Here is a 13,088-nt window from a genome sequence, read left to right on the forward strand (position 1 = left end):
TCTGGGCCAGTACATCGGTGAAGAACTTCCGCGGAACGGTGTTATGGCGTGGTGGCGACAGAGTCCTGCGCCGCTAGATCGGGTCGATGTTGTCCAAGAATCGGTGCTTGAAATAGTGATGCCGCGTGAGCTGCCGGTTCAGCGTGTGGTCGAGTGGAATCATTACAAGGGCTCCAGATGAACCGTGGCTTACGGAGTTCATCGGGCTCTGCACCGCTGAAGTAAGGTCCAGTCTCTGCGGGGTGAAGGTGGTCCGCTCCGGCGAAACTGTCCGTTACTTCAATAGGCTCGCGGATGAACTCTGGCTTATGGCGGGCGTCGAAGGAGCCGCGCGCCGGCCCCTCGACAAGAGTGTATGTATGCGGTCGGGGTTCCAATTCCTGTCTAGCCTGAAGGAACTGGTCGAGCACTTTGGGTTTCATCGGCCCAACGTGGGGGCGGCGCGCGTGGAAGATTAAGTCATGAAACCGTTTCCCTCAACTGCAGAAGAACGTCGTTGACCGTGGATGGCGGTGACCAGAACAGGAATGCCAGGCCATCACACCTAGATCGAGCAGTCCTCATTACGACCGGCGATGTCGATACGGCTAGTAACTCAAACCCAGCCAATGTGAGACAACTAATGGAAGGGGGCGCTCGCTTGCGGCCGAAGAAGCCCTCGCCAGTACAAGCTCAGATCCCTTCCTTCGGGTGCATCGCGAGAACTTGGGTCATGTTGTCGGGTCTTCCGAACTGGAGCATGTGTCGGGTCATAGGGTTTGGGTCGCTGGTTCGAGCGGCGAGCGTGCATATGCCGCAGACTTGCGAGCTTTCGCAAGCTTTCGCGGGCTTAGGGCGTCCACTACATACCGACAGCTCCGCGTCCGACGATCGAGATGCACTAAGTCTTGAATGACCGCCTTAGCGGTTGCTGTCAACAAAACTCGAAGCATTCCACGCATGCCCAGATGCAGAGCACAAACCGTCATATAGCCTTTTGGATTCCTGCCGCTGGTAGTCCGCTTCTCCAGGTGCCAGACTCGAAGAGAAGGATCGAAAACGCTCTTGCTGCTGCAGGCAAAAGCACGTACTGCATAGTCGTTGTCCTCGCCATAGTTGTAGTTCTGCGATCCTACGCCTAGAGCGCTATTGAATAAGCCAACTCGGACGATGAGCGACCATTTGATGAACAGCGTGACAGAGCTAGCGCGGTAAAGAGCATCGAGAAGACGGAGACTTTTCACGTTAGACACTTCACCCGCGCCTTCTCCATACGATCCGACGAGCAGTTCGCTTCGGCTGGAATCGGCTAGCGCTTGAACACGATCAGGCAAACCATCGGGATAAATACAGTCGTCGTCGGGGAATGCGACGATGTCGTCGGGATCCAAAGCATGAGAGGCCAAAATGTGAAGTCCATGGTTTCTGATCATCGAGATGCCTCCTCCTGGGACTCCCACCGCTACGAATACTCGGGGATCGGCTTGATACCGGGCTGCAACCTCGATTGGCACATCTCGTAGCAACACGATGTTCCTCACGGCTCCTAGCGGAGTGGAATCGAGAAACTTCTCTAGATTACCTTCCAGCAATTCTTCGGCATCGGCTGTGACTATGCAATAAATCATTCGGCTTTCCCTGCTGCTTGCATGAGGTTATTGGTTGCACGGGCGATGGCGCGTCGTACATAAAGAACAGACACTATGGCGGACAGGGCTAACGAAAGAGTAAATCCGATGGCCGCACCCACTATTCCGAGCACCGAACCGAGCGCGAGAACTGCGACGAAGGTTACGGCGGCGTTCGCAATCGTGATGTATAGGCGATAGCTTGGCTTCCCTATCGCGTACATGACATCCCCAGATGCATAAAGCACTGCACGTATGGGAATCGTAGCGGTGAGAGCTGCAGTACATGCGAACAAGTTGGGGTACTGCGCGAGAAAGGCCGATGCTCCAATTGCAGTTGCTATTAGCAGCGGTGCGGCGACGAGCAAGCCGGCAATGATTCCACGCTTCATCGTTCGATGGAATAGAGATTCAAGGTCACGCCACTCTTTGGCCGACGCTAAGTCAAAGTACTTCGGATAAGCTTCAAGTGCTATGCCTTTGATGGGTACCGCTGCATAGGCAGTGAGCCTCGAGGCAATTCCGTACGATCCCACTTGCGTGGGCGAGAGCAGTGCAGCAACCATCATCTTGTCGATGTTGTCGCTGAGCGAGCTGACCGTTCCAACACTCAAATAATTTAGTCCCCGCCGAATCCACAGTTTCAAGATAGCCCAACCTACCGCTAACGATTCGCGCTGCAAACACACCAACGTGATCGCTAGTCCAACAACCCCGGACAGCGCCACAGAGTATGCCCACGTGAGAATGTCACCGTGTACGATCGCAAGAGCATAAAAGGTTGCGATCAGCTTCGTGATAGCGGGTAAAAGAGCATGCGCCATATAGCTCTTGTATTTTTTATCGCTCAAAAGAATCAGTGAGAGCGCGTTCCAAGATGGGTAGACAATCAACTCGGAAGTCACTAAGAGCGCCAGTAGTAAAGCTTGGTCGCTGGCGAACAGACCACCTGCCAGCAGGGCAACTAATATGCTAGGAAGAGTGGTCATTAATAGAATCACTAGTGCCGCTGACCTAGTGGCTGCGGGTCCGTGCTGTGTGGTTGCTGGCTGCGCCCAAAAACTGAATCCGCATCCGGCAATTGGGATGAAGACACTTATTATCGCCACGTAAGCCACATACGCCCCATACTGTGCTGGAGCTAGAGCGAAAGCCATCAGAAGAAATAAGCCACCAGAAGTTGCGGACTTCAGCACCTCTGTTGACACTGCAACTCTTTTCGGACCGAACATGCGGCTGGGCTTCATGTTCGTGGTTCCCTACTGGAAGAATGGCTTGCTGAGTACCTGTGAAGTCCCGAGGAGCGGTCGTGGCTCGAAGATGGGGTCAATGTGCGATCCGCAGCGTAAGGCGCGGTGAACGCGATGAGACCGGCGGTTGCCACGGGGACTAGGGCCCAGTTAGAGCCAGCGAACACAGGCGATTCGAACATGCTTACTACGCACACTCCCACAAGCAGAACAAACGATGCCTTATCTCGCGTGCTGAACGTTCGTCGGAAAGCGTCCAGAGTCAGAGCGAGGAATGCTACGCCGGCGATCAGCCCACCTCCCACGGTGAAGCTCAACCAAGTATTGTGTGCATGGGCCAGTCCCATCGCGAAAAATGCTTCACCGGTCATGTAGTAAAACCCGTTTGGCCCAAGGCCAAAGGGTAATATCTGGTCGATGTTCTCCCAAACATAAACGTAAATTTCCTGGCGGGTGCCGACGCTTTCGTCACGCCGCTCCAGAATGTTGGAAATCAACCGGATTTCTATCGCGATTAGGCTCAGCATGGTAACGAACGTCACCATTATTGTCTTGATGAGAAGGTCCTGGGCACGGTGTCTCTTCAGGAGTGCGCTAGCGAATATCATGCAAATTGCGGCGACCAGTGCACTGCGTTGATCACTGAGCACCACACATAGAAGGCAGACAGTGCTGGATATCAAGCGTTTCACGCCCGCCGATTGTGTCATCGTGAGCCCGAAACCTACGAGCGCAAGCGTCCCGAGGGCATTCGGGTGAGGGAACGCTCCGGCTAGACGACCCTCCGGAAGGAAGCTGAAAGGAAGGGATGAATAACCCACTGTCACGGCCTCGGGTAAAACTGCATAAATTATCAGCGCATTGGTGCACCCCAATACGATCAATGACCCCGCGGTATGCCTGAAATCTCTGATTACTCGAACATCACATAGGAAGCCAAGTGCGCAGATTAGTGGAGCGTACGTCGGTATGTCGGCGATGTACCGCTGTGCGGTATCGGAGGTCATAAATGATCCTATAAACAACCCTATGATTACCAAAGCTAAGAGAATAAAGGGAACAGATGCTGAATGTATACCCCGCAACATCACGCGCGCAGACGTCCCGGCAACAATCAAAGTAATGACCGCGAGGATAGCAGTGGCATGTTGTTGCGCGACTATGGCCGTTCGTTCCGCTAGGACGACTGTCGGCACGGCGATGAATAACAGTACTGATAAGGCGAGGCTTGCTTTGCTGAGGGTCCCGCCCTTCCGTCGGATGTGAATCACGGTTCCAAGCGAAGCCAGAATGAGCCAGATGAGCATCGTTACCATGACTCGGTGCCGTTATTCCGTCTGTCATTTTGCTCGGGATGTTCGCTCAATTGCGGCCGACACCCTTATAAGTCCAGTGGTACTTCTGCCACGCAGCAGCCTGTAGAGCATTCCTGCCATCGAGGATCCTTCGCGTGGTTACAAGCGCTGCGGTCCGCTCTGGGTCGAGCTCTCTATATTCATTCCACTCTGTGAGCAGTAGGACGGCATGTGCGCCTTCAAGAGCGGTATCTGTATTTGGCTCGAAGTGGAGCTCGGGGAAACGCCGACGAGCATTCTCGATCGCCTCGGGGTCCGTCACAGTCACTTCTGCCCCCTGAAGTTGCAGTTGTGCGGCGATGCTTAGGGCCGGGGAGTCACGGACGTCGTCGCTGTTTGGCTTGAAGGCTGCGCCAAGCACTGTGATGCGCATTCCTATGAGGGAACCGCCGCAGAGACCGCGTGTCAGCTCCACTGTTCGGGAGCGCCGGCGCATATTTATTGCGTCAACTTCGCGTAAGAAGGTCAGCGCCTGGTCAGCACCTAGCTCCCCCGCGCGAGCCATAAATGCTCGGATGTCCTTCGGTAGGCAACCGCCTCCAAAACCGATGCCGGCATTCAGGAACTTGCGGCCGATGCGGTCGTCCATGCCGATCGCATCCGCCAGTAGCGTGACGTCGGCGCCGGCCGTCTCGCACAGTTCAGCCATTGCATTGATAAAAGAGATCTTCGTGGCCAAAAAGCTGTTGGCTGCTGTCTTGACCAGTTCCGCCGTCGCGTAGTCCATAACTAGACGGGGAGTGCCCTCGGAGAGCGATGCCGCGTAGACCCCATCAAGAGCCGCCGTTCCCCGCTCGCCGGCAGCGCCGTCGGGGACTCCGTACACGAAGCGGTCGGGATGCAGCGTGTCCTTCACCGCGTGCCCCTCCCGCAGGAACTCAGGGTTCCAGGCGAGAACCGCTTCCGGTGCTATCTCCATGTACTCGTCCGCAAGACGCGACGCTGTTCCAACAGGCACAGTGGACTTTCCAACCACCACGTCGCCAGCGTTGAGGTAGGGAGCTAGCCCGGCGAAAGCGGCGTCAACGTAACGTAGGTCGGCGGCGTATTCACCCTTCCGCTGCGGTGTCCCCACACAGATGAAATGGACTTCCGCGCCAGCGGCGTCCGCCATACTGGTGCTGAATTTCAGTCGACCCGAGTTGAGCGAGGCCTGCAGGAGGTCGGGGAGTCCCGGTTCAAAGAACGGTGCATGACCAACGGACAGTTCGTCGATCTTCTTCGGGTCTACGTCAATGCCGACTACATCGTGCCCGAGCTTCGCCATGGATGCCGCGTGAACCGCGCCCAAATAACCGCATCCAATCACAGAAATGCGCATAGAGACCTTCCCCCAAAACTTCCCAACTACTTCCACCGGCTAGATAGCAAACGTCATAGCATTAGGTGTCCTCCCTGAGGATACCGGCAGCAGTTGCATCTACACGATTCATCGGCGTTCCGAGTCTTGATCGTGACGATGTGCCCATCGATACACCACCACGGTGCCGATCGCCGCACCGAGTGCGTTGGCCAGCGCATCTCGGGGCGTCGCCACCCGCTCGGGGCGGAACAATTGTTGGCCCACCTCGATGCACATGGAAGCGAGGATGCCGACGGGAAGCGACAACCACGCACGCCGCAGCGGCAGGAACGCAGCCACGAGGATGCCGAATGGGATGAAGAGCAGCACGTTGGCCCCGGACTCGATCATGCTGTAGTCGAACCAGCCCGGCACACCGAGTCGGTGCAGAACCCGCAGCCCGCGGACGATGAAGCCCGACGCGCCCTCATCGACCGGCGTTGGCCAGAACGCTATGAGGGACAGAGTCAGCAGGTAACCGGCCAGCAGCGGGGCGAGGAAGCGCCGTCGTCGTACTGTCAATCTTGCGGCTACCGTCACCGGTGCTTTCGTTCCCAGTCCACCAGCGCGTCCACTGCCGGCACCAGCTCACGAACCATCTGCTGGTAAACGGCATCTTCACGGCGAAAGGGGTCCACGACATCGTCGCCCGAGGGATCGGACGGGTGGACCGTCCGGGCACGCACCACCTTCGGGAGGATGGCGCGCCAGCGCATTGGGGCGGTGAGGGAGGTGTCGCCGTCGAGCGGTGTCACGAGCCGCGCAAACTCGCGCAGGGTGAAAGTCCTGCGGAGCAGCGACGGCATGATCTCGATGATCTGCCCACGGTGATCACGGGTCAGGGTCAGAACCAGGTCCTTGCCTTCCAGGATCCGCTCCTCCACCTGTCGGGCGGCGAAGCCGTTGGCGTCCCCATTGAAGACGCGGACGAAGCCGGCCACCTGCGGGTCGATGTCCCGGCCCACGAGGGCGCCGGTGCCGGCACTCGAGACCTCGAACTCGCCCGGCGCCAGCTTCTCGAAGGAACTCCGGAGCAGCCGCTCAACCATGGGGGAGCGGCAGATGTTGCCCGTACACACGGCAAGGATGCGGAACGGCGTATCGGTGGTCATGGCCTCTATTCCTGGAGACAACGCGTAAGACGGCGGCGAGGACGGGTTTACTCCGAAGCGTACCGGTTGAAACCAGTGTTACGGCCTCGCAACTTCTCCCTCAGGGAGAGCCTCACAGTGGGCCACTCGCCGTCGATGATGGAGAACACCACCACGTCGCGGACGGTGCCGTCCCGCCACAGGTCGTGGTTGCGGAGAACGCCGTCCTGCTTGGCGCCGAGGGCTTCCACTGCCCGGCGGGACTGGTGATTGTGCCAGTGCACCCGGAACTCGACGGCGATGCAGTTCAGCGTCTCGAACGCGTGGGTGAGTTGCAGCAGCTTCACCTCCGTGTTGAGGCCGGTGCCCTGCGCACTCGGGGCGATCCATGTGAAGCCGATCTCAAGGCGCCGGTGTTCGGGTCGGATGTTGAGGAAGGTCGTCGTACCTATTGCCCGACCGTCGCTGACCCGGCGGATGGTCCAGGGGACCACGAGGCCGTCGTCGTACTTTCTTAGCCGGTTCTCGATCTCGGCTTCCATGCCATCGGGGGAGGGCAGGCGGGTGTACCAGACCTTATAAAGGTCTTCCTCGGCCACAGCGTGGGCCAATTCCTCAGAATGCTCCCGTGCAAGGGGTTCGAGAGTTGTCAGATCACCCGACAGCGTAGGAAGCGAGAGGAAATCCATATCGACAGGCTACCTTCGCCGATCCGGGTGAAGCGTCGTCAATTCATCGCTTCCGTCGGAGGCTCGGCGCCTACGACGCTGCAAGGGCTTCCAGAACGTCGAGCGCGACGGCGGTTCCGTCCTCTTTCCGCATCAGCTCCCCGGTATACGTCGCCAGATCTCGGTACATCCCGGTCTCGGCCAGGGCATCCGTGAGCCGGTCGGCGGTGAGTTTTCGGTACGTGATCGGTTCAGGACCCAGGCCCCGCTGGTGTAGGAGATGTCCCCAGAACGGCTGGTCGGCGATGAACGGCACCACCACGGACGGAATGCCCGCCCGCACCGCCGCATGTACAGAGCCTGCCCCTCCATGATGGATCGCAGCAGTTGCACGCGGCAGGACCGCATGGTGGTCCACTGACTCCCTCACCAGCAGGTCGCGGCCATGGGCTGCATTGCCAACGTCGATGCCGCCCCAGCCACTGGCCACCAAGACCCTGAGGCCGTTCCTGCGAGCCGCCTCCATAATCGCTTCGCCCCGCGCCTTCGGGTCCCCGGCTTTCATTGAACCGAACCCCGCATAGACAAAGTCGCCACCCTCCATGAACTCCACCAGGTCCGTGTCAGCGTCTTCCGTCGGTGCGGGATGGCCCGTCCAGTGGCCGGTGAGATGGACGGTGGCCGGCCAGTCGGCAGGCCGGTGCAGCAGCAGCGGGCTGATCGGAATCAACGTTGCCTGCGGTGGCGTGCCTGTCCGTGGCGCGGGCGGAAGGGCCTGCACCGCCGCTGCAAGCTCCCGCTTGAACATCAGCGTGGCGACTTTCGCCAGTCCATAACTGGCCCGATTCAGCGGGCCCAGACTGATCTTGGGGATGAAGGGGGCCGGGAACTCACGCGTGGGGGTCAACATCGGAATGGTCTCCACCAGTGCCGACGGAATTCCCAGCCTCTCCGCCGCGATGGGAGCACTCAGGACTTTCGGGTGGTACACCACAACGTCCGGAGTGAAGGCAATGATGTGTTCCACGGCAGCCGACAAAAGCCGACGAAGTGAAGGCCGGATGTCTGTGCGGAATTTTTTGGCCGCGACCCCGGGTGAAACGCCGTGGTCACTGATGAGCTGGGCGAAGTCCATGCGCAGACTGACTGTATCCAGACCCGTGGTGTCCGCACCGGAGTTGTCCGGGATAGCAGTGTAGACGTGGTGTCCCCTGACAGCGGCAGCGCGCGCCAGGGCAAGAAACGGTTCCACGTCGCCGCGCGTCCCGGCGGTCAGCAGCATGATTTTCATTGGCAGGTGCTCCGCCCCACAGCTTACAAGCGCCGCCATCCCCGCGGAAGCATCCCATGCTGTAACATTGGCTCTCGATGCCTAGGCGAGGGAACGCTTTGGATGATTCCAGAGCATGTTCCGTTATCGACGGTGGCTAGCGGCTTTCCTGACAACGCACATGTTTGCGTGGGGATGGTCCTGGGCTTTCGTCAACATTCGCACGGTACGCCCAGAAGACCACTTAGTTCCTCGAATACTCAGGAGACATCATGTCCGAGCAGAAGCTCGCCGCAGAACTGCGCACCGATTTCGGTAAGGGCGCTGCCCGCCAGGCACGCCGCGCCAATAAGATCCCCGCCGTCATCTACGGCCACGGCGCAGACCCCATCCACGTGCTGCTGCCCGCCAAGGCAACCACCCTGGCAGTCCGCCACTCCAACGCACTCCTGAGCGTCGACGTCGACGGCGAAACCCACCTCGCCCTCGCCAAGGATGTACAGCGCAACCCCCTCAAGCAGATCGTCGAGCACATCGACCTGCTGACCGTCCGCAGCGGCGAAAAGGTCACCGTTGAGGTCAACATCCACGTTGAGGGCGAGCCCAAGCCGGGCGTCGTGTCCAACCTCGAGCAGACCACCGTTTCGGTTGAGGCCGAAGCCACCCACCTGCCCGAGTCGCTGACCGTCAACCTCGACGGCCACGGCGTGGGTGACCACGTCTACGCCTCGGACATCCGCCTCCCCAAGGGCGTCACCCTGCTCACCGAAGCAGAAACGCTGATCATCAACGTTTCCGCACCGGTTGTCGAGGACCTCGGCGAGACGGCAACCGAGACCGGAGTTGACTCTGACGGCGGCGAAGCCACCGCTGAGGAAGCCACCGGTGACGTTGTTCCTGAAGCAGTCGAGTCCTAAGCACCTGATCTGTGTCTGACAACACCTGGCTGGTAGCCGGGCTCGGAAACCCCGGGCCCGGCTATTCCGGCAACCGGCACAATGTGGGCCAGATGGTCCTCGACGTGCTCGCCGCGCGGCTGGGTGGGAAGTTCGGCACCTCCAAGGCACGCGCCGTCGTACTTGAAGGCCGCCTCGGAATAGGCGGGCCGCGGCTGGTCCTGGCCAAACCGCTCACCTACATGAACCTCACCGGCGGGCCCGTGTCGCAGCTGGCGAAGTTCTACGGGATCGGGCCGGACCACGTGCTGGCCGTGCATGACGAGATCGACATCCCCTTCAATACGATTAAGCTGAAGATCGGCGGGGGAGAAGGCGGCCACAACGGCCTCCGCGACATCAGCAAAGCGCTCGGCACCAAGGACTACGTGCGGGTGCGAGTGGGCGTCGGACGCCCTCCCGGACGGCAGGAAGCAGCCGATTACGTGCTCCGCGACTTCAGCAGCACCGAGAAGAAAGACCTCGGCATCCTGCTCGAGGAGGCGGCCGACGCCGTCGAAAGCGTTGTTCTGGACGGTTTACTTACCACCCAGCAGAGGTTTCATTCTGCTGGGAAATAGCGGTAAACTAGTCAAGCGGTTCACAAGTGAATCGCACGTGAATTGCACGGCCTGGTGGCCCCAAAAGCGGGGGCCGACGTTGGGCGGCCTCTGAGACTGGGCCACCCCCATCCCAACGTCGGTCCCTTTTTTGTGCCCTCTCATGCGGTGGTCCGCCCGTCGTCGCCAATGGTTGAAGCCTTAAAGTAACAGTGCGGCAACGGCAGTTCCGGCGTAGTCTATTGCCCTAGCGCACGACGTGTTGGGGCGGACTAATGGGAAAATGCGTAGAGTCCGGTGCGAACAATGACCTGTTGGCACCGAGGATCGATACCGTACGGCCACCAGGCCGCGAGTTTCGAAGAGTCGGGATGCAGCGATGCTGAACGTCCACGGAGAATGGCCAATGGTTGGCCGGGACACTGAGCTGGAAGACGTCAGCGACGCACTCCTGGACAGCAGCTGCCGCGGTGTCATCATCACCGGCCAGTCCGGAGTAGGAAAGACCGCTCTCGCCCAGCTCATGGCACGCCAGCTCGAAGCTTCCTTCGAACTCGTTTACGTCCGCGGCTCGGCCCTGGCGTCGAAAATGCCCTACGGCGCCCTTAGCTTTGTCCTCAGCGATCTCGACGACGCGATCGTGGACAACCCACTGATGCTCCTTCGCGGACTGCAGGAACTTTACGGCCGGCGCGACGACGGCCGGCAAACCCTCATCCTCGCTGACAACCTCGAGGAACTCGACGCGTCTTCCGCCATGGCGCTCGCCCACCTGGTGCGGGTTGGTGCGGTGAAGCTCATCGCCATCTGCCAGTCCATCGACGCTTCGCCTGAAGAATTCTGCGATCTCTGGAAAGACGGAGCGCTGCGCAGGATCGACATCGCGCCGCTCGGTCTCGCGTCCACCACCAAGCTCCTCTCGGCAGCCCTCGACGCACCCGTGTCCCGGGCCGCTGCCGCCAGCATGTGGCAGATCACCGGCGGCAACCCGCTCTTCCTGCAGGCCCTCACCCGCGAGCAGGTTGACTCCGGCGAAATGCTGGAGCGGGACGGCGTCTGGGTGGCCCAGCCGTTGTCCGCACCGAAGACTCGGCGCTCCATGACCGACTGGATCATGGTCCGCCTGCGCCGGTTGCCGACCGAGGAGCGCGAGGCACTGGAGATGATCTCCGTGGTGGGCGTTGCGCCGCTGGACCTGCTGCTCAAGTTCGTGCCGTCGTCGACCGTGGATGAGCTGCAGCGCAGGAAGGCCATCCAGGTAGAGCAGGGCGATGTTCCCCTGGTGCGGATCGCCAACGGACTGGTCAGCGAAGTGGTTCGCGCGCAGGTGCCCCTGGGTCGCGGGCGTGAACTGATGCGCGCTCTGGCATCCGAAGCGCGGAGCTACAACATGCCCGGGATCGCACGCATGACCTACGCCAACTGGTGCATCGACTGCGGCGCGGACATTGACACCGAAAGCCTCATCGAGGCAGCGCGCCTCGCCAACCGGCACCGGGAAGGCGCAACGGCACTGCGCTTCATTCACGCCATTCCCAACTACTCGGCCATTCCTGAGGCGGTCGTCGAAGAAGCACAGGCCATGGGAGTGGACGGAGACACCGCCGGCGGCCTGCTCGTCCTCGACCAGTTCCTGAAGACCCATGAAGCGCCGCAGCTCCACGATTGGGTCGAGGTGGGGCTTCTCCAATGCCGGCTGCTGCTGAGGAGCCCTGCACGCTACGCGGAGGCGGAATCGCTCCTGGAGGAAATCCGCCGCAGGCTTTCTGTGGAGACGGCAGCTGAGGATATCGCCGAACTCATGGATGCCGTGGACGTGCTGACGGCCGAAATGGCGGTCTACAACGGCCGGTACGCCGAGCTCATTGAGATGTACGGGCACCTCCTCAGCGATCACGCGACAGAGCACCAGAACCAGGGCCTGGCAGGTTGGCTGGCGGAGGCTCTGGCCATGACCGGCCGCCAGGACGACGCCATCAAGCTGGCTTCCTCGGTACTGTCCCGGCTCATAGATGCCGGCAGCGACACACTCCTGCAGGAGGCTGCGATGGCGCGGGTCTTCAAGCTGCTGGTCCTGTCCGGCCGGTGGAGCGAATGTATCGAAATGGCGGCATCGCCCTCGCACCACGGCAAGGAAAGCGCCTACGACGGGTCTGCATCAGAGTTCGCCGAAGGGTGCCTCCTGGCGTACGCGGGCCGCGGAACGGAAGCGCTCGACAAGCTGCTCCCGGCACTGAGCCAGATGCGGGTCCGCGACCGGCAGCAACTCATCCCGGTTGCCGAAGCGAGCACCGCCTACTCCTACGCACTCGCCGGCGAGGCTCGTGCATCGAAGGAACACCTGGCACGGGCTGGGCACCGGCCCGAACGTCTGGCCTGGCACACCGGGCGCGCCGCGGACTACTTTGCAGCCCTGGCCGACATCGCCACCAAGGCACCCGTTGAGGTGGCCGAACGGATGCTCGAGCTCGCAGACGAGGACCGCGCCATGGGCAATCACGGCCACGAGCTGCTGTTCCTGTGCCAGAGCGTACAGCTGGGGCTCGACTCAGCGGCTGACCGGCTGGTCTCCTCAGCTCTCGCCTCGCAGGGACCCTTCGCCGAGGTGTGTGCCATGTACGGAAAGGGCATCGCCTCCAGGGACACCAATCAGCTGCTGCTCGCCTCGCAGAAGGCTGCGGAACTCGGGAATCACCGGTTGGCTGCGGATGCTGCGCGGTTGGCGGCGGAACTGGCCCAGGAAGCCAGTGACCAGGTAACAATCGCCGAGGCCGGGAAGGTGCTGCGCGACGTCGGCGCCCCCGGAGTGGCCGGGCGGCGGGGGGCACTGGAATCCCTCACGGACCGGGAACGTAGCATTGCGGTGTTGGTGGCACAGGGGCGCACCAACCGTGATATAGCTCAAGTCATGTGCGTTTCGGTCCGGACCATTGAAGGCCATGTTTATCGGCTCTATTCGAAACTTGGGGTGTCCTCGCGTAGCCAGCTCGCTCTGCTTCTAGAGTAGCTG

The 13,088-nt window shown here is 60.6% G+C and carries 11 protein-coding genes; 3 read left to right on the forward strand and 8 right to left on the reverse strand.

The window, feature by feature from the left end; all coding sequences use genetic code 11:
* Positions 1-749: 749 nt before the first annotated feature.
* From AC5RTB_RS02680 to AC5RTB_RS02715, 8 genes are all read right to left on the reverse strand, one after another.
* The gene (locus AC5RTB_RS02680; RefSeq protein WP_494059521.1) at positions 750-1,607 is read right to left on the reverse strand and encodes a glycosyltransferase family 2 protein; all 858 of its coding nucleotides are present in this window, start codon (positions 1,605-1,607) and stop codon (positions 750-752) included.
* The gene (locus tag AC5RTB_RS02685; protein ID WP_494059522.1) at positions 1,604-2,815 is read right to left on the reverse strand and encodes a lipopolysaccharide biosynthesis protein; all 1,212 of its coding nucleotides are present in this window, start codon (positions 2,813-2,815) and stop codon (positions 1,604-1,606) included. The genes AC5RTB_RS02680 and AC5RTB_RS02685 overlap by 4 nt, the downstream gene beginning before the upstream one ends.
* A 35-nt stretch (positions 2,816-2,850) precedes the next feature.
* Positions 2,851-4,173 carry an O-antigen ligase family protein gene (locus AC5RTB_RS02690; protein ID WP_494059523.1) on the reverse strand — a complete coding sequence of 441 codons (1,323 nt, stop codon included), beginning with the start codon at positions 4,171-4,173 and terminating at the stop codon, positions 2,851-2,853.
* 46 nt (positions 4,174-4,219) lie between these two features.
* Positions 4,220-5,533, reverse strand: coding sequence for a UDP-glucose dehydrogenase family protein (locus AC5RTB_RS02695; protein WP_494059524.1), 1,314 nt, complete (start codon positions 5,531-5,533; stop codon positions 4,220-4,222).
* 108 nt (positions 5,534-5,641) lie between these two features.
* Complete coding sequence (locus AC5RTB_RS02700; RefSeq protein WP_494059525.1) at positions 5,642-6,094, reverse strand: VanZ family protein; 453 nt, start codon at positions 6,092-6,094, stop codon at positions 5,642-5,644.
* Positions 6,091-6,666, reverse strand: coding sequence for an arsenate reductase/protein-tyrosine-phosphatase family protein (locus AC5RTB_RS02705; protein ID WP_494059526.1), 576 nt, complete (start codon positions 6,664-6,666; stop codon positions 6,091-6,093). Before AC5RTB_RS02705 ends, AC5RTB_RS02700 begins: the two co-directional genes overlap by 4 nt.
* A 47-nt stretch (positions 6,667-6,713) precedes the next feature.
* Positions 6,714-7,334, reverse strand: a complete 621-nt coding sequence (locus AC5RTB_RS02710) for a GNAT family N-acetyltransferase (protein WP_494059527.1) — start codon at positions 7,332-7,334, stop codon at positions 6,714-6,716.
* A gap of 70 nt (positions 7,335-7,404) precedes the next feature.
* Positions 7,405-8,604: a glycosyltransferase gene (locus AC5RTB_RS02715; RefSeq protein WP_494059528.1), complete on the reverse strand. Its 1,200-nt coding sequence runs from the start codon at positions 8,602-8,604 to the stop codon at positions 7,405-7,407.
* A gap of 251 nt (positions 8,605-8,855) precedes the next feature.
* On the opposite strand from AC5RTB_RS02715, the gene AC5RTB_RS02720 reads away from it, so the two are divergent.
* The 3 genes from AC5RTB_RS02720 (at position 8,856) to AC5RTB_RS02730 (ending at position 13,085) form a co-directional block, all read left to right on the forward strand.
* On the forward strand, positions 8,856-9,500 hold the full coding sequence (locus tag AC5RTB_RS02720) for a 50S ribosomal protein L25/general stress protein Ctc (protein WP_494059529.1): 645 nt from the start codon (positions 8,856-8,858) through the stop codon (positions 9,498-9,500).
* 11 nt (positions 9,501-9,511) lie between these two features.
* The gene (gene pth / locus AC5RTB_RS02725) at positions 9,512-10,099 is read left to right on the forward strand and encodes an aminoacyl-tRNA hydrolase (RefSeq protein ID WP_494059530.1); all 588 of its coding nucleotides are present in this window, start codon (positions 9,512-9,514) and stop codon (positions 10,097-10,099) included.
* A 358-nt stretch (positions 10,100-10,457) separates the two neighbouring features.
* Positions 10,458-13,085, forward strand: coding sequence for a helix-turn-helix transcriptional regulator (locus AC5RTB_RS02730; RefSeq protein WP_494059531.1), 2,628 nt, complete (start codon positions 10,458-10,460; stop codon positions 13,083-13,085).
* Positions 13,086-13,088 lie beyond the last annotated feature (3 nt).

It is taken from the genome of Arthrobacter sp. M71 S08 (assembly GCF_059089725.1).